Genomic DNA, 23,796 nt, shown 5'->3' with positions numbered 1-23,796 from the left:
TAATCTTTCACTCATTCGCTCTTTCACTCATTAATTTAAACCAGAACTGCCCCTCCGTCAACTACCAGTATCTGCCCGGTACTCCATTCCTGCTTCATCAGGTAAAGGTAGGTTTGGGCAATATCGGATCCTTCACCAATCCGCCCCACCGGCAGCGATCGGCCAATTTGATCATACATCGTAACACGATCGGTTTCCGACATATTCTTCCATAGATCTGTTTTGACGACGCCAGGGCATACGGCGTTTACCCGAATCGGGGCGAGTTCCATGGCCATCGCCCGCGTAAATGCGTCCATAGCCCCACAGATACTGGCGCCCAACGACCACCCTTTTTGTGGCCGTAAGCTTACTATCCCCGTTGTAAAAACAATAGACCCACCTGGCAGAATGTGCGGAGCCGCATATTTAGCCGCCATGAAAGCGCCCCAATAACGTAGATTGAAATACTGTTGGGCACTATCGAGGCTAGTCGATGCCAGCTCGCCAAGCTGAAGGGATTCACCGGCCGTAAAGACCAGGTGATCAAACGAACCGACCGAGTCGAAGAATCCGCGCACCTGATCCTCATTGGTTAAATCAACGGCATATCCTTCGGTGCCTTCCGGAAGCTCGGCAACAGCCTGATCGACCCGCTGTTTGTTACTAGAGACAACAACAATTAAAGCGTCTTCCTGTGCGGCTGCCTGAGCCGTTGCAAACCCGATCCCAGATGTTCCTCCCAGCAACAGAATGCGTTTACCAGCCAGGCCTGACCGGCTGTTCATCACGGTATTTTCCTTCGTATTCATTATTCATGCAGTTAATCGAAGGCAAAATTCGGAAGTGCCAAACAGGAACTAGTTAACAAATGGTAAAAAGCGTTAGCGGCTATTTTTACGAATTCGACTCAGCGATTGCTGCGTAATACCCAGATAGGAGGCAATGTCCTGTAGCGAAACCCGCATGGCAATTTCAGGTTGCCGGAGCAAAAACTGTTGATAGCGCGCCGTAGCGTCCTGACCCAGGTAGGCATTACGGGTCTGGATTTTTGTCAAAAGGGTCTGTTGAGTGAGATAACTGATCAGTTCTTTCAGATAGGGTATCTTCTCATATAAGTCCAGCAGACTGCTTTTCGAGATGGCAATCACTTCTGCATCACAGGCGGCCTGGATACTTTCTTTAGCTGGGGTATCGTTTGTGAAACTTTCGAGAATGGTAACCAGCTGATTTTCTTTCAGAAAGAAGTGGGTTACTTCTTTTCCCTGTTCGTTCTGAGCCACAATCCGCACAATGCCCTGGCAAATGAAATACAGCCTATGACTAACGGAACCCTCTTTAAGCAGATACTCATTTTCGGCCAGGATATGGTACGTTAAGGCCGATTCTATCAGCTTACGGTCAGCCTCCGGAATGCTTTTAAAAAGGCTCAGGTATCGAAAAAAAGGCTCAAACATGGCGTAAAAATAACACCTGACATGATCCTACCCTAACGTAGGTTCTGTTTGACAAGCCCCATGCCTTGAAGCCAATCAGTCGTTTTACAGACAGTTACCTTTGTTTCTTAACAGAAAGTTGTTGTTTTGCGGCCATGAAACACGTATTGACCGCACTTTTGCTTAGCGTTACTGCTGCTGCTTTTGGTCAGGCTTCTGTAGCCTACTACCCCTTTAATTCCATTGTGTCGGTGAGTACCAACGCCGATCGCCCTTTCTGGCTCGATGCCCGGTTTCAGACCAATACGGCATTCGAGTCGCTGAGCACCACACTCTGCCCGATGGTAAACGTTGCCCGACGCGAACAGGTGAATTACTATGTGGGGTTCGGTATTCGGGCCAACTTCCTGAACGGGCTCGATAGTCGCGACGTTCTGGAAGGCTATTCATTACACTTTGGTGTTCGGGCCAAAATTCCGTTTATCCCGAATCTTAGGGCTGCTTTTGAGCTTGCTCCTTATTCGCGCAAAGACTTCAAATATGGTATTATGCAAACCTATTTGGGGCTCGCTTACCAGTTTGCTAAAAAACAGAAACAGTAGGCAGTTAGCAGTCTACAGTAAACCTGTAGCTGAAAACTGCCTACTGCAGACTGCTAACCCTCTTTTATTTTTTCTCCGGCGCGTTGTAGGTAAACATGCCGTGTTCGAGCTTATCGGCTCTGTCGAAAAGTTTCAGCGCTTTCTGGTAGGTATCGTCCGATTCGCCGATAACGCGGAAGAACTCATTGTTCTGACCGCCTTTATTGTTTTTCTGATAGATTGTGCGGGCAACGAGTGCCTTAATCTGCGTCCGAATATAGTTTTTCGAGCGATTATACTCTTTCTCGTTAAACTTCACCCCTTCGTCTGTTGCGTCTTTGATGAGTTTGTTCATCTGCTCATCATTGATCGTAACAGTCCGATCGAACTCCGTAAAGGGCAGTTTTTCCAACTTCTTCCGGTTCTCATTCGTATATTCCATCGCGAACTCACGGATGATGTTTTTGCTATACAACTGCACCAGATAGCTTGTCTGCCAGGTTGAATCCCGCGGAATAAAATAATCGGGTGTAATGCCACCACCCCCATAAACAACCCGTCCGCCATCGGTTTTGAACTTCAGCTTTGGATCGTTCTTGATTGAGTCGGCAATGTAGTATTCGCCCCGCTTTGACCGTTGTTCGAGATCTTTCTCGTAATCACCTTCGTGACCCGGCACGTAGGGCTTCTGGATGCTACGACCACTGGGTGTGTAATAGCGTGAGATCGTTAACCGCAGTTCAGAGCCATCAGACAACGTAACGGGCATCTGAACCAGCCCTTTACCGAACGAACGTCGACCTGCTATCAGCGCCCGGTCGTGATCCTGCAAGGCACCCGCCACAATTTCAGAGGCCGATGCGCTGCCTTCATCAACCAGCACAATCATTGGCCCTTCTTCAAACTGTCCGGCAATGCGGGCAAATGTCTGGCGATCATAGCGATTGTCTTTCCCATCCGTATAAACCAGTAATTTGTTGCCTGCAATAAACTCATCAGCGATGCTGGTTGCGCGGTCCATGTAACCACCGGGATTATTACGAAGATCCATCAGCAGTTGGGTCATTCCCTGTCCCTTCAGCGCCGTTAACGCTGTTTTGAACTCATCGTACGTTGTTTCGGAAAACCGATTGACCTTAATGTAGCCGGTTTTATTGTCGATCATATAGGCGGCATCGACCGAGTAGGTCGGAATCCGATCGCGGGTAATGGTAAAGACCTTAGGCTCTTTTTCATTTTTGCGCAGAATGGTTAATTTGACATCCGTGCCCCGTTTTCCACGCAATGCTTTAAATACGGCACTGTTTTCGATCTTCTTCCCGGCCAGAGGTGTATCATCTACTTTAATGATCTTATCGCCACTCAGAATTCCGGCCGTTTCTGATGGTCCACCGGCCAGCGGTGTTACAACATAGACCGTGTCCTTGAAAATATTGAACTCGACCCCTATGCCATCGAAACCGCCTTCCAGTTGCGACCGGGCAGCAACCGCGTCCTGCGGGTTCATGTAGGCCGTGTGCGGATCAAGCTTTTCGAGCATCTTCTCAATGGAGAAATCGACCAGCTCGTCGGTATTAACCGTATCGACATAGTTGTTCTCGATCAGTTGAAGGATTTCCCGGTATTTGGTATAGCCTCGCCCAATGGTATTCAGGCTCTTCGAACCACCAAAAAACGTGGCTCCGATGAGCATTCCCCCAGCCAGTGTAATACCCAACAGCATGGGTAAACGGACCGTTGCCTTACTGTTTTGAATCTCTGAACGGGTCGGCTTTTGCCCCGTCGTATCTTTATTGAAGCTCTCTCCTGACTCCATTCGTTCGTCCCCTTCTTAACACATAGTATATACCCCTAAACGTATTCAATATAGCGAAATGTTTGCCAGATGCGCTTATATGGTATAAAAAAATACCCAACGTTAAAAAACTGTTGATTTCTGCACGAATTAACGAACAAAACAGGCGTAACCGTCCAATTCACAGTCGCTTAAAAAACTTCTTAGGACTGGGTTTAATGATGATACATTGGGCGTTACCTCCAGTTCTGGCAAGCCCTGATTAATGCAAACTTTCACTTACGATTTGCCATTGGGCAACCACTGAGGAACAAAGAACTTATTCTTTTAACGGATAAAGGTTGACGTTTAAAAGCCTGTATCCTTTGCCCCCTGTGGTTTGCTTAACATTGCCAGTTACTTAATAACTACTAAGCTGTTTCCTTCTTCAGTCGATCGCGTAACTGAAACAGCTCGTCGCGTAGGCGGGCAGCCTCCAGAAAGTCGAGATCTTTGGCCGCACGCTCCATTTTGGACTGGGTTTCGTTTATGACTTTTTCCAGATCGCCTTTGCCCATGTATCGCACCACAGGATCAGCAGCAATTCGGATTTCTTCGGGCTCCACATAGAAATGCTTGACCTTCGAGTCGGCAACTTTGGTCTGCCCCATGATAGACTCACGGGATTTAAGTACCGTTGTTGGCGTAATATTATTGTCGGTATTGTATTCCATCTGAATAGCCCGGCGTCGATCGGTTTCCTCGATGGCCTTTTGCATGGACCCCGTAATTCGATCGGCATACATAATCACCTTCCCGTTGGAGTTCCTTGCAGCCCGTCCGATAGTCTGGATCAGCGATCGGATGTCACGAAGGAAGCCTTCCTTGTCAGCATCCATGATGGCTACCAACGATACTTCCGGCAAATCAAGTCCTTCCCGCAAGAGGTTGACCCCCACCAGTACATCAAAGTTTCCGAGTCGCAGATCACGCAGAATTTCGACCCGATCGAGGGTTTTTACTTCGGAGTGAATGTAACGCGTTTTAATGCCAACCCGGTCGAGGTATTTGGTCAGCTCCTCAGCCATTCGCTTGGTTAAGGTTGTTACCAGTACCCGCTCCTTGTTTTTGATACGACTATCGATGGATTCAAGCAAATCGTCGATCTGGTTCAGGCTCGGTCGTACTTCTATTTCAGGATCAAGCAGACCCGTTGGCCGGATAAGTTGCTCGACAACAACGCCTTCGCTCTTCCGTAGCTCATAATCGGATGGAGTTGCCGATACATAAATTGTTTGCCCCGATAGATCTTCAAACTCCTGAAAAGTGAGCGGTCGGTTATCCATAGCCGAGGGCAACCGAAATCCATAATCGACAAGGGCCGTTTTGCGGGAACGGTCACCACCCCACATCGCCCGAATCTGCGGAATCGTAACGTGACTCTCATCGACGACCATTAGGTAATCGTCGGGGAAGTAATCAAGCAGACAGAACGGTCGTTGCCCTGGCTGGCGACGGTCGAAATAACGGGAATAGTTTTCGATACCGGAGCAGTAGCCCAGTTCGCGCATCATTTCCAGATCAAACTCCGTACGCTCGCGAATACGGGTCGCTTCCTGTTCCCGAAACTCCGACTCGAAGTAGCGAATTTGCGCTACCAGATCATCCTGAATTTCGTACATAGCGCTGTTGAGCGTATCGCGACCCGTTACAAAAAGGTTCGCGGGAAAGATGGTAACCAGCCGTTCTTCCGAGATTTTTTTGCCCGTTGAAGGGTCGATTCGCTGAATGGTTTCGATCTCGTCGCCGAAGAAAATAACCCGATACGCAAAGTCGGCATAGGCAACGTATAGGTCAACGGTATCGCCTTTGACGCGAAAGTTTCCCCGTTGGAAATCACCTTCGGTTCGGCTGTACAGAATCCCAACCAGTTGATGCAGAAACTGGTTACGGCTCATCTGTTCGCCAACGCCAATGCGCACAACATTCCGCTTAAACTCTTCGGGATTACCCATACCATAGATGCACGACACCGATGCGACGACAATCACGTCGCGCCGACCGCTCATCAGCGCCGATGTAGCTGACAGCCGCAGTTTATCGATCTCTTCATTAATAGCAAGATCTTTCTCGATGTAGGTGTTGGTTGTGGCAATAAACGCTTCCGGCTGGTAGTAGTCGTAATAGCTGATAAAATACTCGACAGCGTTGTCGGGAAAGAACTGCTTAAACTCGCCGTATAGTTGTGCTGCCAGCGTTTTATTGTGACTCAGCACCAGGGTTGGCCGGTCGGTTTGGGCGATGAGGTTAGCGACAGTGAATGTCTTTCCGCTTCCGGTTACACCGAGTAATACCTGCGATGGTTCCCCTTCTCTTATACCTTTGACCAGTTGTTCGATAGCCTTTGGCTGATCGCCGGTAGGCTGAAATTCTGAGGTTAATTTAAAGCTCATTAGCGTTGATAGTAATCTGGCTAATTTACGAAGATTTGGGCTGGATTGCAAGGAGGAATCAAACATCATTCTCTTTCTGAATTGCCACCCAATCCAACTTGCTTTTCGTTGCGTGATTGCGTTTCTACAGACCCATCCCAGACAATACTATCGATACAGGGAACTTGTTCAATCCATGAACTCTATGTCTTCTCCAAACCCGTTTGCTCCTCAAACGATACAGCTCCTGAAGCATGAATCTATTGTCGTTCGTTTACTGGAAGCAGCCGACGCCCCGAAGCTTATTGCGTATTTCGACGGCTTATCCGCTTCGACTAAAGGCTACTTTGCGCCACATCCTTTCGATCCAGCAACCGTCAATACCATCTGCGCTACGTTGAATCCGAATGAATGCGTCCGGCTCATTGCCACCTCAACCGCCAACCAGGCCATTATCACCTATGTGCTCTTACAGGCTGGAGCTATACCTTCAGATACGGACCGATACAACAGTTTAGGTATTGACATAAATCCAGCGACAGACTGTTCACTGGCCCCTTCAATCGCCGATGCCTATCAGAGCCAGGGATTGGGTGGATACCTTATGGAGAAAATTATCGCGATTGCGCGAACGATGGCAAAAAAAAGAATTATTCTCTGGGGCGGAGTTCAGGCAGGAAATAGCCGGGCCGTTCGGTATTATCGAAAATATGGCTTCGCTGAGATTGGGACTTTTGAGCACAACGGCCCCAATTACGACATGTGCCTTACACTGGAATAGCCTTATGTACTTTGTCTGGTTAACCGCTAGTGGCCACCGGAGGATACATCGACCAGCTTATCAGCGACACCAGTTCTGGCCTGCATCCGACGGAAGATGGTTAGCAATACCAACAACAATCCGATGGGCACGAGTGAGAAATAGAATGCCGTCTGTCCGCCATAAGCCTCAAACACATGGCCCGTTATGATGGACCCGGTTGTTCCGCCAAGCGCTGAGAAAATGACGATCAGGCCGGCCATCGGGCCATGCTGACGCAAAGGCAGGCTACTCAGAATGGCCGAGTTTATAGCCGGATAAATGGGAGCAATGAGTAAACCGATCATCGGAAAAATGAATGCGGCAATGGGTGCATCGCCCCAGCCCGTCACCGCTTTGTCGCCAACTGAACTCGCCAGTGGCAAAGCCAGCAACACCAAACCCGCAGCCACAACCAGGCAACCGATCAATAGCCAATACCACGACAACCGACGCAGCAGCAGTCCTGCCAGGAAACGCCCGGCCGCTGTCGATGCCGCCAGTATGCTCGCCATCTGAATACTGAGTGAGATCGGCAATTTTAGAATTTTGCTGTTAAAAGTGGGCAGCCAGCTCATGATTCCCTGTTCCATCAGTACGTAAATGAAAGCGGTCATGACAAACACCAGAACGACCGGCGTTATGGCGAGTTTAAACATATCGCCCAGATCGTCAGCCAGTGATTTACTAGCCTCATGACGAACACTCGATTCATCAACCGGTGTGCTGAGTAGTAACAGAAAAGCAATCAGCGAGATAACCGCCAGCATGTAATAAACCGATAGCCAGGCTGTCGATTGCGGGTTTGTATCATCGACGAACGCGCTGAACATAAAGTATCCCGACAAAACGCCAATCATAAAAAACGATTCGAGGAAATTCATGAAACTGGCGTGCTCGTTCGAATCCTTTGTAATGAGGCCAATTGTTGCAAAGATCGAGACTTTAATAAGGGCAAAACTGGCCCCTGTAGCGGCAAAAAGCAGTTTGGTTGTCCAGAAACCTGGCACTTGCGGCATGAGCAGGCAGGCGAGTGTCACCACTCCCAACGCAATCAGCATAGCTCGTTTGTAACCAATGCGGGTGCTATAGGAAGCAATGATAAAGGAGACAAAAGCAATCGTAAGATCTTTGAAGGCTTCGAGCACGCTAGCCGAGGAAGCCGATACGCCATAATTGTTCTGTACTTGCAGGATAACGGTTCCAACGCTGTTTAGCAGAATTGCAAAAACAAAATAGTTAAGCAGCAGGGACAATTTGATGCGCCAATAGTTCATAAGAAACGGTGGTTGCCAGTTCAGAAAGGATAAACTTACGGATTTTCTTTTCTTGTCACAGTTATACTATTTCTTTTGTTCAGAATAGTTGTTTAAAGCCGTAGAACGGTTATGAGCAACCGTTCTGGTCTGTGACAAACCACCGTTACTTAGTTGTTTCACCGAAAAATCGTTTTCTTACCTTGGCAAATCAACCGCATCTTCTGTCGCCCGATCAGCTTTTTGGTGATTTATTCCGCGACGTACAGCTAAGTCATATTTTTGCTGACTCCAAAACATTCGTCGATTGTATTCCCAAGTTGCCTCCTGCATCACTCATTGAATTATATCATACCGAAAAAACGAAGCCTGATTTCGATCTGGAAACGTTTGTGCGAACGAATTTCGTCGTCCCGGAAAAAATAGCCAGTGATTACGTCAGTGATACAACCATCCCGACGGCAGAACACATCAATCGCCTGTGGGATCGGCTCACACGCCCAACTGATGAAGTTATCGAAGGAAGCTCACGGGTAGCCTTGCCGCATCCCTATGTTGTGCCGGGTGGTCGATTCCGGGAAATTTTCTATTGGGATAGTTACTTCACCATGTTGGGTCTGCAAGAATCAGGGAGAGTCGACCTGATTCGGGATATGATTGATAATTTCGCCTACCTGATCGATACATTTGGCTTTATACCCAATGGAAACCGAACCTATTTTTTAAGCCGGTCGCAGCCCCCCTATTTCGCCCTGATGGTGCATTTACTGTCCGAAATTGACGGTAAAGAGATTCTGGTAAAATATCAACCGCAGTTGCAGCGGGAATATGATTTCTGGATGGCAGGTCAGTGGAAGTTTCCCGGTGATGATACCATCCATCAGCGGCTGGTTAAAATGGGCGACTATACCTATCTAAACCGTTACTGGGATAATACGCCCACTCCGCGCCCTGAAGCATACCGGCAGGAAATTGAACTGACCGAAGAAGCCAATTCGCTAGGCGTTATTCCGGAAGCGCTCTATAATCACATTCGGGCGGCCTGCGAATCGGGTTGGGATTTCAGCAGCCGATGGTTCTCCGACCAGAAAACAATGGCCCTGATCCATACCGCCGACGTGATTCCGGTCGATCTGAATTGCCTGCTGTATTGGCTTGAGGTGATGTTGCACGATTCTGCCCTACAGATGGGCTCCTGGAAACTAGCCTATGACGACTTTGACCCTCGGCTTACTGATCGCAGGAAAGCCATCCTGAGCACTTTCTGGAATGAAGAAACTGGATTTTTCCATGATTATGATGCCGTTACCAGTCAACAAACAACGGCCCTAACACTGGCCGGGGTTTTTCCGCTTTTCTTTAAACTCGCTACTCCTGAGCAGGCCAGCCGAGTTCATGACCGACTCAAAGCTGATTTTCTGCAGGCAGGTGGCTGGGTAACAACGTTCAATCATACAGGCCAGCAATGGGATTGGCCCAATGGCTGGGCTCCTCTGCAATGGATCGTTTATCGCGGCTTACAGAACTACGGGTTCGTAGAGACCGCACAGGAAGGGCGCGATCGCTGGCTTGCCCTGAACGATAAAGTTTTTAAGACAACGGGCAAGATGATGGAAAAATATAATGTGGTCGATGCAGCCATCACCACGGGCGGGGGCGAATACCCAAACCAGGATGGCTTCGGCTGGACCAATGGCGTGTATCTCAGGCTTTTAAGAGACGTCAATACGATTTAATTGATCGGTCTATTCTAAAAGCGTAAACATGGCATTGAATTTGTAAGCATAAGCCTACAGAAGGCATATACCAAATTCATTTATAGCCCATTACGCCATGAAAAAGCTCTGCTTGACCGTTTTAGCGGCTGGTATGACCACCGTTTCGTTTTGTCAAAAAACGTTTATCTTATCACATCAGGATAAAAAAGGATTCTTTGCTATATCTGCCGGAGCCAGCCTGCCTATAGGCCAGTTCGGCAGCTGTTCGCCAACTGATAATCAGGCCAGTATGGCCGGACATGGTTTAGCCGTAAACATCTCGGCAGGTTACCGCTTTGTTGGTCGTGTCGGTTTAATGATAAAAGGAGAACAGCATCGGAATGCATTACAAACCGATGCGCTGTTAGCGACCGTTTACCGCAGCGAAAACGACGTGTGGACGGCTAAAGCCGATAATTGGTCCGTTACAACGGTGATGGGTGGCCCTTATATTAACATTCCATTTGGGCGGTTTTCTGTCGATGCACGGGTATTAGCTGGGCGCGCCCGGGCTGTTCTGCCCAGTACGTCGATTGTCGGTAACTTTGGCAATGTTGATATGTCGGTGCAAACCACAGGCTCTGAAAGCATGGCGACTGCCTTTGGCGGTGGCTTGAGCCTCAATTACCGATTAGGCCGGAGTTTCTCGCTGAAACTCAATGGTGATTATACCCAGGCCCTCTTTACGTTTGATAACCTGATTTCGAAGGCCAGGAGCAACAATGGGCAATCAGAAAGCTCGCATTACAGCGCCGATCGTACGGTTGGTGTAGTTAGTGCCTCGGCTGGCGTAGTACTGTTATTTGGTAACAGCCATCGTCCGTTCTGACGACCGTTAGTTGAGACCCACAACGGTTTATCCGTATCTTCTTGCAACCCAGTGAGTGGTGCGGTAGTTTAGCAGCCATAAACGTCTTATGCTATGACACCGGTCCGCAAACATGCCGTTCTTCGGCGCGTTAAAGATATTACCCTTAGTGCCACGCTTAGTCTGGCTTTGCTCAACGGTGCGGCTTTATTACAAAGCTGCGGTAATAACCGGTCCGACGAGGATGAAACCGAGCAAACCGAGACCAGCTTCCGGCGTGGAGTTCGAACCTATATTACAGAAACAGCTCCCGGCAATTTTAAAATTACCGACGAAGTTCAGGCCGAGCCCGGTCAGGCCGGAGCCATTGTGAGCTATTTCGATGGTCACCGCGACACGCTGAGTGTTGAAGCGGCAAAAAAACTGGTCGAAACCGATCAATCGACTCGCACGTATCTGCACAATCCAGGATCTTATGGAGCTTATCACCACAACGGATTAGCGAACGCCCTGCTCTGGGGAAGTCTGGGCTACATGCTTGGTCGTTCTACGGCCCCGCAGTACCGCGCCGATGAACGTCGATATGGGTCAGGTATTTATGCAAATCCTTCGACCTACGATCGGTCGCAGCAACTTCGCGAGAACGTCCGCACTTCCCGTGTTGTTCGTACCACGCGCCCATCGGGTGGACGCAGTGGCTTTTTCGGTGGTCGGAGCCGGAGTTCTTCGTCTTAATCGAGTTGTGTTCCTGAACCAGTTACTCAATTCTACCCAGCAGATGGGCTTTTCTTCACAGTATGGTTGATGGAGCAAGGCTACTTTTTGCTTATTTTTACGGCTGAACCGAATTAGTCACTATGTCGGCTACCAATCCTTCCGCCGTCTATTTCCCCGGATTTAACGGAGTTCGTTTTCTTGCAGCCTCGTCGGTGGTGTTTCACCACATCGAGCAGTTTAAAACGATTTTCGGCTATACCGATACGTTTACCAATACCAACGAGCACCCGGTTGTTTATCAGGCGGGTCGATTGGGAGTTGCTTTGTTCTTCGTATTGAGTGGGTTCCTGATCACCTACCTGCTTTTGGCAGAGAAGCAGTCATCGGGCCGAATACATATCGGCAATTTCTACGTCCGACGCATTTTGCGGATATGGCCGCTCTACTTCTGGATCATCGGGCTCAGCTTTTTTGTATTTCCGCATATTCCGGCCTTTCATATTCCCGGCGTATCCGACTATGCCTACGATCATTTCTGGCCAAAGCTGGCCTTTTTCGGGATCGTCATGCCCAATATTGCCCTGACACTCTATCACGAAATGCCTTTGTGTTCGCATACGTGGTCAATTGGTGTCGAGGAACAGTTCTATCTCATCTGGCCGTGGTTGATTGGTAGTCTTCACCCCCGCCGAACGCTACTGGTTCTGGCCAGTATTGCGCTGGTTTTGGCTGGTTCCTTCTTCTGGCTTCGCTACGGCCCTGGTTCAACGGCTCCGGAAGCGGGCACAACGATGCTTATGGTATCCGATTTCCTGGCTCACTTCCGCATCGGTACCATGGCAATTGGTGGCATTGGGGCTTATCTGGTTTTCAAAAAGCATCCTATTCTCAACGTCCTTTATAGCAAACCTGTCCAATGGGTGGTTTATGCCGTATTGGCAACGATGCTCGCCATGGGCGTTCGGATTCCGGGGCTGAATTATGAAGGTTACGCGCTGTTCTTCGCTTTTTTACTGATGAACCTGGCGGCTAATCCGAACTCTGTGATCAATCTGGAAAACCCGTTGTGCAATTTCATGGGCAAGATTTCGTACGGATTATACATGTACCACCCCATTGCAATTGTTCTATGCCTGTATATTATTCGCCAGTTTCTGCCGTATAGTCTTGGCTTTTCTATCCTTCTATACATAACCAGTTATGCTTTGACAACGCTGTTGGCCTGGCTCTCGTATGAATATTTTGAGAAGCAGTTCCTGAAACTGAAAGACCGTTTTGCTCCCGGCGATAAGCCGGTTAAGCGAGAGCAGTTGGCGGTTGGCAGTAGATAGCCATGCATATCTTTCATTTTACAAAATCCTTTCCTAAAGCATCTCGTTATTCGTTAATAAATCAGAGACAGCTTGCAAGCTGTCTCTGTCTGTTTAGCATTAGGTGAAGATTATCGAAAACGACAATACCTAGTGCTCGGCCAAGTTAAACCAATAAGGTTTTTGAAACCTTATTGGTTTGTAATCACTGCCAACTGAAGACTGCATATTATTTTCCCGGTCGTTTCATAAACCACGGCCTGGTTTGCTCTAATTGACCAGCTAATCGAAATAAAGTAGCTTCGTCACCAAGTTTGGCGGCAAACATGACACCGATCGGCAACCCATCTGGCGACCAATGCAATGGCACAGACATTGACGGCTGGCCTGTCATGTTTGTTATAACCGTAAACGAAATGTAGCCTAACGATCGCTCGGCCAGATCCTCAACCGTTTTGCTGCCATTCAGGTATTTCAATGCACCCAGCGAATCGACCAGCTTGAGTAACCGTTGCTCTGATGCGGTGTTCTGAAATGTACCGATCGCAATGGGTGGACACGGCAAAGTCGGTGTCAGCAATAGATCATAGGTCTCGTGTAATTGCCCCATGCTGCGATTAAGGGTATTCCAGCGCCGTTTCTGGTAAGCGGCATCAGCCGCCGTGAAACCTTCCGCCAGCCTGGCCTGCGCCCATGTATTCAGTTCAACATCTTCGCGTCGAACCGGGCGGCCAAGGTAGTTTCCCAATTCGCGCAGCGTAGCTGCGGTTTCGCCCAGCACGTTCACAAAAAAAGCCTCTGTTATAATTGTTTTTTCGTAGGGTAAGGGTACTTCTTCAACTGCATGCCCCAGGCTTTCCAGCAATCGGGCTGCTTCCTGAACAGCTTTTACACATTCAGGGTCAACTGGCTGCGACGCAATCAGAGTTTGCGTCGAGAAGGCAATCCTAAGCGGCCCTGGCTCGCGTCCTACTTCTTCTAGGAAAGGTCGTTCGGGTGGAGTAATGCCATACGGGTCGCCCGCAAACGGCTGATACGCAGGCCCGCCAGCCACAACGTCCAGCAATCCGGCACTATCACGAACGCTACGCGTTACTGAATGTCCAATTACGGCTCCATTCCATAGCTCTCCAAAGCGCGGCCCCATTGTAACGCGCCCTCGCGAAGGTTTCAGGCCGAACAAACCACAGCATGATGCAGGAATCCGGATTGACCCGCCCCCATCAGAAGCCGTAGCCGCCGGTACAATGCCAGCGGCTACAGCCACTGCCGAACCACCACTCGAACCGCCCGGCGAGTGTGTCGGTTTCCACGGATTTCGGGCCGGGCCGTATAATTGCGATTCGGTGTAGGGTGTCAGGCCAAATTCGGGCGTATTGGTTTTACCGAACAAAACCAAACCAGCTTCCTTTAGCCGCCGAACTACTTCGCTATCAATTGTAGACACGAAATTCTGGTAACCTCTGGACCCCAGCTTCATAGGTGTTCCGGCCCAATCGAATTCCAGATCTTTCAGCAAAAATGGCACCCCTCGAAACGGCCCCGATTCGGGCAATTGTGCTGCCATTTCACGCCCTTTCTCGTATAAAGGAGTGACAATCGCGTTAAGTTGCGGATTAACCTCTTCGGCACGCGCAATAGCCGTTTCGAGAAGTTCAGCGGGCGTCACTTCGCCAGAACGAACGAGTTCGGCAAGGGCTGTCGCATCGTATTTGACGTACTCGTCAAAGGCAAGAACAGGAGTTGAAGAGGTTTGCATGTCAGGTTCAGGAAACAAGTAGGTGGTTTTGCTCTTTGACAATGGGCTACTTAGCCACAACATTTTTACCTAACTTTTCTTTGGGAATCAGTCCTTCATGCGGTAGTTCGGTCAGTAATCCGCCAAACCAGCGCGCCCGTTGCTGGCCAGCCGCCAGATCATCCAGTTCCAACAAGCGAATACCGCCAACAGAATCAGGGCCAGGTTCTTCATAGGTTATTGCCAGCCCAACCCAGTGCAGGTATTCATTAAGTTTCGATTCGAGAGGCTGGTTTCCAAAAATACATAAGTCGTAATACCAGTCCAGCGATTCGCCCGCTACCGACTCAGTAACCGCGCGGTAATCATCCAGTGTATAGCCGATAAATGGCTTTCCAAAACGTTGCCACATGATTCGCATCACATCATCCAGCGAACGGGCATGATCAGTCACTTTCCGAATGTGTAAATCCAGGATTAAGGCCGAAATAGCTCCTTTATGATACACCGAGACCTTGCGATCGGGCACTCCTTTATCGTAACCGTCCAGCCACAGATCCCATGACGATTCGACCAGTGACTGAAAGGCCCGGCCATTGTTTTCAAAGTGTCGTTTGAACAACACCTGTAGCTCTTTTAAGTACGCTTCATCATCAAAAACTCCAGACTGACGCAGCATTAAATCACCATAGTAGGTAGTCACGCCTTCAGCCACAAAGCAGGTTTGAAAGTAATTTTCCTTCGTGAAATCATACGGTAACAGTTCAATCGGGCGAATCCGAATGATATTCCAGGCATGAAACAACTCGTGCGACGACACGCCCAGCAGGTCCTGATACAATCCTTCGCCTTCGTCGTTAGGGCCCAGCACGAGCACGGTCGAGTTACGATGTTCGACGCCATGGTAGTAAGGCGTCGGTAAAACAAGCGTCAGAAAATGATACTCACGTTCGGGGAATTCGCCATAAAGCGCTAGCTGCTTCTCCGAGAATCGGCTAAAATCAGCCACGATCCGGTCGGCATTGAACGTTGGATCGCCATCCGTTCGACGACCGCCCTGAATCCAGACATGAAACGAAATGCCTTCCAGCTGGTATTGAACATGCTGTATGATGGGTGCAGCGATCAGCGGACAATCGACCAGTTCGTAGAAATCAGACGCCTGTAATGTCTTTGCATCTACCTGTTCTAATCCACAAGCCACCATCCAGCCCTCTGGAATAGCCAGCTCAAGGGCACAAGGCTCATTGATGTAGCCTTGTGCATACAGACAAAGATTTACCGGATTAACATAGAGGAGCGTATCGCTGATAAAGCTACTACCTGCATTAAGTAAATTAGGCGTTGGCAGGAGCGAATAATAGTTATATCGAGCTGTCAGTTTGGTAGCTCCCCTGGTTTCAACGAGCCATCGATCTTTAGTGATTTTCCGAAAAGGCAACGGTTGGCCGTTTTGATCGACAATGTCGAAACGCTGAATATTTTTGGCAAACTGCTGCAATTCATATCGTCCGGGTCGCCAGGCAGGCAGTTGCAACTCAATTTCCGACGGATTTTGATTAAGTACCAGGTGGGCTTCAACGGCGATGTAATGGGGTATTTCAGGATCAGCAGACAGGCGATAATGCATTGGCGAGTGTGTAGTTGGTCGTTCAGGTAAGCTGTAAATGGCGGCAAGGATAAGTATCGTAAATGGCAATTGTACCTTATCCTGATAACCAATTTACCACAATTACCCAATTAACCACTTCCCTAATCAGTAACTCGCTTAAAGTTAAAACGTTTTTCAAAAAACGGGCTTGGTAAACTGCCTCTATTCTCCTATCTTTGCGGACTCATTTGGAAAAACAAGGGTTTTAGGGAAGATATATCATGAAAAGAACGTACCAACCATCGAACCGGAAGCGGAAAAACAAGCATGGCTTCCGCGAGCGGATGTCAACCGCCAATGGCCGTAAGGTGTTGGCCGCCCGCCGGGCAAAAGGTCGTCACAAACTAACCGTTTCTGACGAGAAAAAAGGCGAACGCTTTAAAATTTAATAGTCTTCAATCTACAGCTAGCTAATGCATAAATGGCTGTAGACTGAATACTATAAACTGAACTATGCAGCAAACCTTTACCAAATCGGAGCGGCTTTGCAGCAAAAAAGTTCTGGGTGAGTTATTTAAAAAGGGTAGTACGACCGGGTCAAGTCAGACTGTACGGACGTTCTACCTTTTTCCGTTTCGGGTGCTTTATCTGCCCCAGCCCGAAGCCCAGTTAATCGATGAGCCCCCTTTACCAGCCATCGTCATCACGGTTCCCAAACGAACGTTTAAACGCGCCGTTGACCGCAACCTCATCCGTCGGCGCGTTCGTGAGGCCTACCGGCTAAACAAACATCTTTTCAAGGCCGATCAACCTTCACCTGCTTCCATTGCTTTTTTGTATACCGCTAAGCAGATAATTTCGTTTGAAGAAATAGAAAAAGGCATGAAATTGGCTTTTAAAAAAATGTAACCTGAACGGTTCGCCTGGCAGCCACCCATGAACTTACCCCTTTCCAAACTTCGCTGGATTGTTTTATTCGTTGGGCTGACTCTAGCAGTAATTGGCCTGGAGATAACTATTGTGCGATCGGCTGCATTTGGTCAAGGGCACGACTGGATAGCGATGGGGGTTATAGTCGATCTGGCTTTGGGCATTCCAACGCTCTACTACTTCCTGATTATTCGTCGATTAACGGTTCCGGCTCGTAGCCTGCTTGGTATTATTGGCCTATCGCTAACCCTGACTGCTCTTATCCTTCCCACAAATCATCAGCAATTGGTCGGATCATTGAGGTGGACATTCGTGATTCTTGAGGTTGGGTTTCTTGGTTATGCCCTTATTCGTGTCAATCAGATTATCCGGCATTACAGGCAGTTGACTACAAAGGCGGTCGATTTTACCGCTAATCTTCTTAAAAGTCTCGATGTAACGCTGGGGCATTCCCGATTTAATCGTATTTTGGTAAGCGAACTGTCATTGCTACGCTATGGCCTGGCTGGCTGGCTGGTTCCTGTTGAAAAAGCAGAATCTGATGTGGCCTTCACATCGCATCATAAATCGGGTCAGGCTACGTTAACGGTCGGGCTTGTTCTGATTGGTTTAATCGAAACGCTGGTCGTACATCTGCTGGTGAATCGATGGAATCCGACAATAGCCTGGTTTGCAACGGTAGCGGGTTTTTATGGTCTTTTATTTTTCGTGGCCGATCTGATGGCAACCATCAAACGGCCAGTGCTGATACAAACCAACCGAATTGTGCTTCGATTTGGCCTTCGGGGATACGGCGTAATTGATCGCCAAAACGTTGAACAGATAAGAGCGATAAACAATAAACCGGAGCGCAACGCCAACACCATGAATGGCGCGTTCCTTACGGCACCGAATGTGCTTATTACCGTACAGGAACCCGTAACAATGAGAGGACCGATGGGCATTCAACGATCCGTATGTCGAATTGCCTTATTTATTGATGATAAAGAGAAATTTATTCACGAATTGACGGCCTGAACTGGCTTCCTAATGCCCGATGGTTATGAAAAAACAGTGGAAATCCCTTGCCCTGGCTGGTGCCCTGGCCGGAAGTTTATCGCTGGTTGCGATGAAAACCGACGATCGTTTCTTCGAGATCGCACGCAACCTCGACATATACGCTACCTTGTTCAAAGAACTGAACATGTATTATGTTGATGAGATAAACCCGAATCGGATGGTCAAAACCAGCATCGACGCCATGCTGAAGGCGCTCGATCCATATACAAACTTCTTTGCCGAAGACGAAATTGAGGACTACATGACCATGACCACGGGTCGTTATAATGGTATTGGTGCCTTGATTGGCCAGCGGCAGAATAAGAGTATTGTGCTCATGGTTTATGAAGGAACTCCGGCCGAAAAATCGGGGCTACAAATCGGTGATGAGATTCTGAAGATCGATGGCGTGGATATAAAAACCCGCAAAGATACCGATACTGGTAAGCTCCTTAAAGGTCAGACAAATACGAACGTTAAACTGACAGTTCAACGCTACGGACAAAAAGGTCCGCTTGACCTGACCGTTAGCCGCGACGTCGTGAAAATGACCAATGTGCCTTACTACGGCATGATCTCAGAGGACGTTGGCTATATAGATCTCAAGGATTTTACGGCAACGGCTTCGCGCGAAGTTCGTACTGCTTTCCAGGAATTGAAGGGAAAGGGAATGAAAAAGCTCGTTCTCGACGTTCGTGAAAATCCGGGTGGGTTGCTGAACATGGCCATCGACATCTGCAATATCTTTATTCCGAAAGACTCAGAAGTTGTTACAACCAAAGGAAAAGTAACGGAATGGAATAAGACCTACACGGCTCTAAACCCGCCTTTAGATCTCGAAATTCCGATCGTTGTGCTTACAAACAGCCATAGCGCATCAGCGGCCGAGATTGTGTCGGGCGTCATTCAGGACTACGACCGGGGCGTCCTGATCGGTCAGCGTACGTATGGCAAAGGCCTGGTACAAACCACTCGTGAGCTTTCGTTTAACACTAAACTTAAGATTACAACAGCCAAGTATTACATTCCGAGCGGACGTTGCATTCAGGCCATCGATTACAGCCACCGCAATCCCGATGGCAGTGTCGGCAAAATAGCGGATTCGCTCAAAACGGCATTCAAAACCAAAGCCGGACGGGTTGTATACGATGGTGGTGGCGTTTTACCCGATGTCGTGATTGAAGCCCAGACACCAACGCCCATTGCGCTGAGCCTGACGAACAAGGGGTTGATTTTCGATTATGCCGTAAAATACCGTCATGAGCATCCGACCATTAAACCCGCCCGCGAATTTCACCTGACTGATGCTGAATACCAGGAATTTGTCAAATGGGCCAGCAATCAAGAGTACGATTATACGACGCAGGTTGAAAAAGATTTAGGTACGCTGGAAGCATCAGCCAAGAAAGAAAAGTATTTCGATCAGATTCAGGATCAGTTAAAAGCTCTGAAAACAAAAGTTTCGCACAGCAAAGACGCCGATATGATGACCTTCAAAACCGAAGTCCAGACCTTACTGGAGCAGGAAATTGCGGGGCATTACTACCTCCAGAAAGGTCTTAAAGAAGCATCTTTTGCTACTGACCCCGAACTAAAAGCAGCGCTCGATCTCTTTAAAGACATGGGTCGGTATACAGCGACACTAAAAGGAGCCAAATAATAATCCATCAATAATGAAGCGTGTAACGTGAAGACCAAAGCCTGATTGGTATTAATCTTCACGTTACACGCTTCATTATTCTTTGCTATGCTTATTCTCTCGCTTGATACGTCTACAGCAGCCTGTTCGGTAGCGCTGCACAAAGACGGTACACTAGTAGGCTGTTACGAGCTATTTACGGAACGTACGTCGGCCGCTATGCTCACGACGCTACTTGACAATGTCGTGCAGCACAGCGGTTTTACACTTAGCCAACTAGATGCCATTGCCGTTGCTAAAGGGCCGGGATCCTATACAGGCTTGCGAATTGGCATTTCAACCGCCAAGGGCCTTTGCTTTGCGCTTGACAAACCGCTTCTGGCCATAAATACACTAGCCGGCATGACCGAACAGATTCGGGCGCATTATCCGGCGAACTACCTTCTCTGTCCCATGATCGATGCTCGTCGAATGGAGGTTTACTGTGCGTTGTTTGAGGCCTCTGGTCAGGAAGTAAGCCCGACTTCGGCACAGATTATCGATGAACAATCATTCAGCGACTGGCTGGCAAAAAATACGGTTGTGTTTTTTGGCGATGGAGCCGAAAAATGCCGGGCAGTACTTGCCCATACTCCTGCTGCCATTTTCCCGGAGCAGCTAATTATTCCCTCCGCCCGGACAATCGGCAAACTAGCGACGGGTGCCTTTGAGGCTCGGCAGTTCGAGGATGTTGTCACTTTCGAACCTTTTTATTTGAAAGATTTTATGACAAATAAGCCGAAAAAGGCCATTCTTTAAACCAGGTATTCTTTTGATAACCTGAAGTTAATTCATGATTGAGGTCAATTTTGTGGGAATCTGACGTTTTTCTCCTTATTTCGCCCCGGCAACCGTCCCCATTCCGCTCTCGTGCAGATTATCGTTGATGTTGGTAATACCGACGCCGTTTTCGGACTTTACAATCAAACTGGCTGGCAAAACATCTGGCGAACTCCCGCCCGACGCGATGAATCAGCGGCTTCCTATGAAGCACGACTCCGCTTATGGCTCTTGGAAGCCAATGTACTGCTGAGTTCTATTGAGACCACCGTTCTTAGTAGCGTAGTTCCCGATTTAACGCCAACAATCAGAACTATGCTAGCCGAGCTATTTGGGTTAGAGCCCATTGTGGTTGGTCCGGGCGTATATCCCCTACTCCCCCTTGAGATTTTAAGACCCCACGAAATAGGAGCCGATTTAGTAGCCAACGCGCTGGCTGCCTATACGCGCTATCACCAGAATTGTGTTGTGGTCGATTTTGGCACAGCACTGACCTTCACGACTGTTTCAGGTGAGGGAAAGATCATTGGGGTTGCCATTGCTCCGGGTCTCAAAACCGCCATTCGGTCTTTATTTGCCAATACGGCTCAACTACCGGAAGTCCCAATCGAAGTACCCTCATCGGCATTGGGCACCAGCACGACGCATGCCATTCAGGCGGGTGTGGTGTTAGGTTATGAAGGCCTTGTTCGCTCGCTACTTGATCGCATTCGGATCGAGCTTAATGGCGACTGTATGGCCGTTGCTACTGGCGGATTATCGGGCCGGATTCCGTCACTACGGGATGCCTTCGCCGAAATTATTCCATCTCTTACGCTGGATGGTGTGCGCCTGATTGGCGAAACTGTGACGGATTCAATCAAATAAGCAACTATTTTATGTATTGAATTTACTCAACGGCAGATGCCGTTGGCATAGGTTATTTGTGGCTTTATGTGCTGGCCTGTCGATTTTTGTCAAAAAAAATTATGTACGGTACGCCGTTCTACAACTTTACTAAACAACAAAATATCCTTCTAATATCCAGTTATTTACCTCTAAATTAAGCAGTTTTTAAGAGTAGAGGCAAATTTAATATAATTTAAAAAATACAAAAAAATAATCAATTAGTACCATTGAATAACTATTGCTAGTAAATCGCTTCCTATACCTCCAATTTCCCGTTCACCAACGGTCAGATTCGGCAATATTATCCGGGTCATGACGACGAGTGATTATGAAAAAGGGGATATTATTAACAATTCTTTGGTTAAGCTTTGTGGGAGGCAAGGCAATGGCTAAAACGCTGTGGAATCGTGGCGAATTATCACTGGCTAATGGTACCGTTCTGACAGGTGATCTAAGTTATAATTGGAAGGCAGAAATTGTCCAGTTTCAGGAAGGAAATACGATAAAGGCTTTCTCAGCTTTTCAAGTTAAGGAATTCAAGTATTTTGATACGCAGTTTAACGTTCTGCGTAAGTTTATAGCCGTCGATTATCCCTTAAAGCAGTCGTTCAAGAGGGTTCTGTTTCTGGAGGAATTCGGGATTGGACCAATGATGATCTATCGCCGGTTGCGTCATGCTCATGATCCGATTAAAATCGGTAACCCAAGTGCTTTCGGCGTGGATGATCAGACGATCAAACGGCTTGATAACTTCACGTACTATATTTTTGAAGGCGACAAAATAACGAATCTGGACGACTTCGCTCAATCGTTGTGGCCCCGCATGAAAACCGAATTTTCGGATGAGCTTAGTCACTATTCCGAGACGCTGCACATGGATATGGGCTCTACCCTTGCCCGCTTACTGCTCATTACTCAATATAACCAATTGAAAGTTCGTGCTGGCCACGTAACCCAAGTTCTATTAGAGTCCCACTCCGAGTCAGTTAGCCTCTAACAAGACAAAGGTCATTCTCTTTCTTACCTTACTAATATTTCCTATTTTCGAATAAAGCTTTACTAAAATTTCGATAAATAATGCAAAAAAGGCACCTTTATATGGGGTGCTTTTTTGCATTATTCCAAGTCAATAAAATAATTACAAAAAATCGATAGCCATAAAATAAATGTTCATACACGATTCATTTTAAGCTAAAAAGAAAATAATCCAATAGCAGTCCATTTTTCCCTTATCAATTCTATTCAATCTTAACATAATCAAAATCAAGCCAATAGGATAATTTTTTCGCTACTAAGCAGGCATCTATCTGTTTGTTAACTTGCCTAAAGAGTCAATACATTATCCTACCTCAGATCGATGTATGCCTCAATAGGTGTCTTATCCAACAAACAATAGTCGGTTATGAAAAACGTATATCTATTTAGCAAAATAGTACTAATTATAGTTTTCTTTTCGCCTTCCAAATCGTCGGCCTTACCAGCCTCCGTTTGGCATAAGGGGCAGATGACACTCTTTAATAAAGTTACACTGGAAGGAGAGTTATCGTATAACTGGAAAACAGAGATCGTATTATTGCGTCAGTCAGACGGCCGCGTCCGTGCCTTCTCGGCTACCCAGGTCCAACAATTTGGCTGGTTTGATTATTCGTTTCATAAGCAACGGAACTTTCTCGTTCTGCCGACTTTAGTCAATAAGCAGACGAAATCCGCTTTTTTTGAAATCTATATGGATGGTTCATTGGCCGTGGTTCGTCGACTACGAAAGTCGCATGGTCTATTTAAGCGCATGTTCAACCATCCGGCCTATTACAATGATCAACCGTCGCTCGCCCAAACCACCGACTTTTTCGACTACTTTGTCTACGATGCTGGTCAGTTGAGAGCATTTGACCGATTCAATCTGGACATCTATGAGCCGCTGTTAACCGCTTATGACGAGGAGATGCGGCAGTACATTACAAGCCATAACATCAATGACCACACACTGCTTGGTCGACTGGTACTGATCGATCACTACAATTTTTTAGTACAACACGATCCAAAAACGGCCTCAGCCAGAGGAGCTGGCTACACGCAGGAACCTGCTTCTGTTAGCTATCCATAGGCATCTCTGGCCCGTTATCCGGTGTGTCTTTCGGGCGTTTTTTCCGTTTTCGAAGGGCGTCATTCAGCAGGAATTCAATCTGCCCGTTCACGCTCCGAAATTCTTCCTGTGCCCAACGCTCCAGTTCCTTCAGGGTTTCAGGCTGAATGCGTAATACAAAAGCTTTTTTTTCTGCCGCCATAATCTAGTAGACACAGTAA

The 23,796-nt window shown here is 47.8% G+C and carries 22 protein-coding genes; 14 read left to right on the top strand and 8 right to left on the bottom strand.

What is annotated here, in order from left to right:
• Positions 1-35 precede the first annotated feature (35 nt).
• Positions 36-791, bottom strand: coding sequence for an SDR family oxidoreductase (locus tag G8759_RS05545; RefSeq protein WP_197933095.1), 756 nt, complete (start codon positions 789-791; stop codon positions 36-38).
• A 72-nt stretch (positions 792-863) separates the two neighbouring features.
• Entirely contained in the window at positions 864-1,436 is a 573-nt protein-coding gene (locus G8759_RS05540) for a Crp/Fnr family transcriptional regulator (RefSeq protein ID WP_167205982.1), read from the bottom strand.
• Between the two features lie 134 nt (positions 1,437-1,570).
• On the opposite strand from G8759_RS05540, the gene G8759_RS05535 reads away from it, so the two are divergent.
• Positions 1,571-2,017 (top strand): hypothetical protein, encoded by a 447-nt coding sequence (locus tag G8759_RS05535; protein WP_167205980.1) that lies wholly within the window; start codon positions 1,571-1,573, stop codon positions 2,015-2,017.
• Between the two features lie 64 nt (positions 2,018-2,081).
• Here the strand turns inward: G8759_RS05535 and G8759_RS05530 are convergent, their stop codons facing one another.
• Both G8759_RS05530 and uvrB read right to left on the bottom strand, forming a co-directional pair.
• Positions 2,082-3,812 (bottom strand): S41 family peptidase, encoded by a 1,731-nt coding sequence (locus G8759_RS05530; RefSeq protein ID WP_167205978.1) that lies wholly within the window; start codon positions 3,810-3,812, stop codon positions 2,082-2,084.
• Positions 3,813-4,201: 389 nt separating this feature from the next.
• The gene (gene uvrB, locus G8759_RS05525; RefSeq protein ID WP_167205976.1) at positions 4,202-6,223 is read right to left on the bottom strand and encodes an excinuclease ABC subunit UvrB; all 2,022 of its coding nucleotides are present in this window, start codon (positions 6,221-6,223) and stop codon (positions 4,202-4,204) included.
• 184 nt (positions 6,224-6,407) lie between these two features.
• Here uvrB and G8759_RS05520 point away from each other — a divergent pair, with 184 nt between their 5' ends.
• Positions 6,408-6,983, top strand: a complete 576-nt coding sequence (locus G8759_RS05520) for a GNAT family N-acetyltransferase (RefSeq protein ID WP_167205974.1) — start codon at positions 6,408-6,410, stop codon at positions 6,981-6,983.
• A 26-nt stretch (positions 6,984-7,009) separates the two neighbouring features.
• Here G8759_RS05520 and G8759_RS05515 read toward each other — a convergent pair whose 3' ends face one another.
• On the bottom strand, positions 7,010-8,278 hold the full coding sequence (locus G8759_RS05515; protein ID WP_167205972.1) for an MFS transporter: 1,269 nt from the start codon (positions 8,276-8,278) through the stop codon (positions 7,010-7,012).
• Between the two features lie 182 nt (positions 8,279-8,460).
• Here G8759_RS05515 and treF point away from each other — a divergent pair, with 182 nt between their 5' ends.
• From treF to G8759_RS05495, 4 genes are all read left to right on the top strand, one after another.
• Positions 8,461-9,993 carry an alpha,alpha-trehalase TreF gene (gene treF / locus G8759_RS05510; RefSeq protein ID WP_167205970.1) on the top strand — a complete coding sequence of 511 codons (1,533 nt, stop codon included), beginning with the start codon at positions 8,461-8,463 and terminating at the stop codon, positions 9,991-9,993.
• A 97-nt stretch (positions 9,994-10,090) separates the two neighbouring features.
• Entirely contained in the window at positions 10,091-10,843 is a 753-nt protein-coding gene (locus G8759_RS05505) for a hypothetical protein (RefSeq protein ID WP_167205968.1), read from the top strand.
• Positions 10,844-10,936: 93 nt separating this feature from the next.
• A complete protein-coding gene (locus G8759_RS05500) occupies positions 10,937-11,557 on the top strand; it encodes a hypothetical protein (RefSeq protein WP_167205966.1) in 621 nt (206 codons plus the stop codon).
• Positions 11,558-11,679: 122 nt separating this feature from the next.
• Positions 11,680-12,870, top strand: coding sequence for an acyltransferase family protein (locus G8759_RS05495; protein ID WP_167205964.1), 1,191 nt, complete (start codon positions 11,680-11,682; stop codon positions 12,868-12,870).
• A 208-nt stretch (positions 12,871-13,078) separates the two neighbouring features.
• Here the strand turns inward: G8759_RS05495 and G8759_RS05490 are convergent, their stop codons facing one another.
• Positions 13,079-14,608 carry an amidase gene (locus G8759_RS05490; protein WP_167205962.1) on the bottom strand — a complete coding sequence of 510 codons (1,530 nt, stop codon included), beginning with the start codon at positions 14,606-14,608 and terminating at the stop codon, positions 13,079-13,081.
• Between the two features lie 46 nt (positions 14,609-14,654).
• Positions 14,655-16,217 (bottom strand): M61 family metallopeptidase, encoded by a 1,563-nt coding sequence (locus G8759_RS05485; protein ID WP_167205960.1) that lies wholly within the window; start codon positions 16,215-16,217, stop codon positions 14,655-14,657.
• Positions 16,218-16,459: 242 nt separating this feature from the next.
• Here G8759_RS05485 and rpmH point away from each other — a divergent pair, with 242 nt between their 5' ends.
• From rpmH to G8759_RS05445, 8 genes are all read left to right on the top strand, one after another.
• Positions 16,460-16,627, top strand: coding sequence for a 50S ribosomal protein L34 (rpmH, locus tag G8759_RS05480; protein WP_162385660.1), 168 nt, complete (start codon positions 16,460-16,462; stop codon positions 16,625-16,627).
• Positions 16,628-16,691: 64 nt separating this feature from the next.
• The gene (locus G8759_RS05475) at positions 16,692-17,087 is read left to right on the top strand and encodes a ribonuclease P protein component (RefSeq protein WP_167205958.1); all 396 of its coding nucleotides are present in this window, start codon (positions 16,692-16,694) and stop codon (positions 17,085-17,087) included.
• Between the two features lie 27 nt (positions 17,088-17,114).
• Positions 17,115-18,125, top strand: a complete 1,011-nt coding sequence (locus G8759_RS05470; protein WP_167205956.1) for a hypothetical protein — start codon at positions 17,115-17,117, stop codon at positions 18,123-18,125.
• Positions 18,126-18,150: 25 nt separating this feature from the next.
• Positions 18,151-19,806 carry a S41 family peptidase gene (locus tag G8759_RS05465; RefSeq protein WP_167205954.1) on the top strand — a complete coding sequence of 552 codons (1,656 nt, stop codon included), beginning with the start codon at positions 18,151-18,153 and terminating at the stop codon, positions 19,804-19,806.
• An 87-nt stretch (positions 19,807-19,893) separates the two neighbouring features.
• Positions 19,894-20,583, top strand: coding sequence for a tRNA (adenosine(37)-N6)-threonylcarbamoyltransferase complex dimerization subunit type 1 TsaB (gene tsaB / locus G8759_RS05460; RefSeq protein WP_167205952.1), 690 nt, complete (start codon positions 19,894-19,896; stop codon positions 20,581-20,583).
• A gap of 111 nt (positions 20,584-20,694) precedes the next feature.
• Positions 20,695-21,471 carry a type III pantothenate kinase gene (locus G8759_RS05455; protein WP_167205950.1) on the top strand — a complete coding sequence of 259 codons (777 nt, stop codon included), beginning with the start codon at positions 20,695-20,697 and terminating at the stop codon, positions 21,469-21,471.
• A gap of 349 nt (positions 21,472-21,820) precedes the next feature.
• Positions 21,821-22,489: a hypothetical protein gene (locus tag G8759_RS05450; protein ID WP_167205948.1), complete on the top strand. Its 669-nt coding sequence runs from the start codon at positions 21,821-21,823 to the stop codon at positions 22,487-22,489.
• 405 nt (positions 22,490-22,894) lie between these two features.
• Entirely contained in the window at positions 22,895-23,596 is a 702-nt protein-coding gene (locus tag G8759_RS05445) for a hypothetical protein (protein WP_167205946.1), read from the top strand.
• Here G8759_RS05445 and G8759_RS05440 read toward each other — a convergent pair.
• Complete coding sequence (locus G8759_RS05440) at positions 23,583-23,777, bottom strand: ribbon-helix-helix domain-containing protein (protein WP_167205944.1); 195 nt, start codon at positions 23,775-23,777, stop codon at positions 23,583-23,585. The two genes, G8759_RS05445 and G8759_RS05440, sit on opposite strands and share 14 nt — an antisense overlap.
• Between the last annotated feature and the right edge of the window lie 19 nt (positions 23,778-23,796).

Source organism: Spirosoma aureum, from assembly GCF_011604685.1.
Classification (GTDB): Bacteria; Bacteroidota; Bacteroidia; order Cytophagales; family Spirosomataceae; genus Spirosoma; species Spirosoma aureum.
The sequence above is the reverse complement of the archived record's forward strand: the minus strand, read 5'-3'. Positions and strand labels throughout refer to the sequence as shown.

Excerpts from the sequence above, each read along its gene's own strand:
- G8759_RS05545 (WP_197933095.1), bottom strand. The coding sequence starts at position 791 with ATGAATACGAAGGAAAATACCGTGATGAACAGCCGGTCAGGCCTGGCT.
- G8759_RS05485 (WP_167205960.1), bottom strand. The coding sequence starts at position 16,217 with ATGCATTATCGCCTGTCTGCTGATCCTGAAATACCCCATTACATCGCC.
- G8759_RS05465 (WP_167205954.1), top strand. The coding sequence starts at position 18,151 with ATGAAAAAACAGTGGAAATCCCTTGCCCTGGCTGGTGCCCTGGCCGGA.
- tsaB (WP_167205952.1), top strand. The coding sequence starts at position 19,894 with ATGCTTATTCTCTCGCTTGATACGTCTACAGCAGCCTGTTCGGTAGCG.
- G8759_RS05520 (WP_167205974.1), top strand. The coding sequence starts at position 6,408 with ATGTCTTCTCCAAACCCGTTTGCTCCTCAAACGATACAGCTCCTGAAG.
- uvrB (WP_167205976.1), bottom strand. The coding sequence starts at position 6,223 with ATGAGCTTTAAATTAACCTCAGAATTTCAGCCTACCGGCGATCAGCCA.
- G8759_RS05470 (WP_167205956.1), top strand. The coding sequence starts at position 17,115 with ATGAACTTACCCCTTTCCAAACTTCGCTGGATTGTTTTATTCGTTGGG.
- G8759_RS05515 (WP_167205972.1), bottom strand. The coding sequence starts at position 8,278 with ATGAACTATTGGCGCATCAAATTGTCCCTGCTGCTTAACTATTTTGTT.
- G8759_RS05505 (WP_167205968.1), top strand. The coding sequence starts at position 10,091 with ATGAAAAAGCTCTGCTTGACCGTTTTAGCGGCTGGTATGACCACCGTT.
- G8759_RS05500 (WP_167205966.1), top strand. The coding sequence starts at position 10,937 with ATGACACCGGTCCGCAAACATGCCGTTCTTCGGCGCGTTAAAGATATT.
- G8759_RS05445 (WP_167205946.1), top strand. The coding sequence starts at position 22,895 with ATGAAAAACGTATATCTATTTAGCAAAATAGTACTAATTATAGTTTTC.
- G8759_RS05540 (WP_167205982.1), bottom strand. The coding sequence starts at position 1,436 with ATGTTTGAGCCTTTTTTTCGATACCTGAGCCTTTTTAAAAGCATTCCG.
- G8759_RS05530 (WP_167205978.1), bottom strand. The coding sequence starts at position 3,812 with ATGGAGTCAGGAGAGAGCTTCAATAAAGATACGACGGGGCAAAAGCCG.
- G8759_RS05475 (WP_167205958.1), top strand. The coding sequence starts at position 16,692 with ATGCAGCAAACCTTTACCAAATCGGAGCGGCTTTGCAGCAAAAAAGTT.
- G8759_RS05535 (WP_167205980.1), top strand. The coding sequence starts at position 1,571 with ATGAAACACGTATTGACCGCACTTTTGCTTAGCGTTACTGCTGCTGCT.
- G8759_RS05495 (WP_167205964.1), top strand. The coding sequence starts at position 11,680 with ATGTCGGCTACCAATCCTTCCGCCGTCTATTTCCCCGGATTTAACGGA.
- G8759_RS05450 (WP_167205948.1), top strand. The coding sequence starts at position 21,821 with ATGAAAAAGGGGATATTATTAACAATTCTTTGGTTAAGCTTTGTGGGA.
- rpmH (WP_162385660.1), top strand. The coding sequence starts at position 16,460 with ATGAAAAGAACGTACCAACCATCGAACCGGAAGCGGAAAAACAAGCAT.
- G8759_RS05490 (WP_167205962.1), bottom strand. The coding sequence starts at position 14,608 with ATGCAAACCTCTTCAACTCCTGTTCTTGCCTTTGACGAGTACGTCAAA.
- G8759_RS05440 (WP_167205944.1), bottom strand. The coding sequence starts at position 23,777 with ATGGCGGCAGAAAAAAAAGCTTTTGTATTACGCATTCAGCCTGAAACC.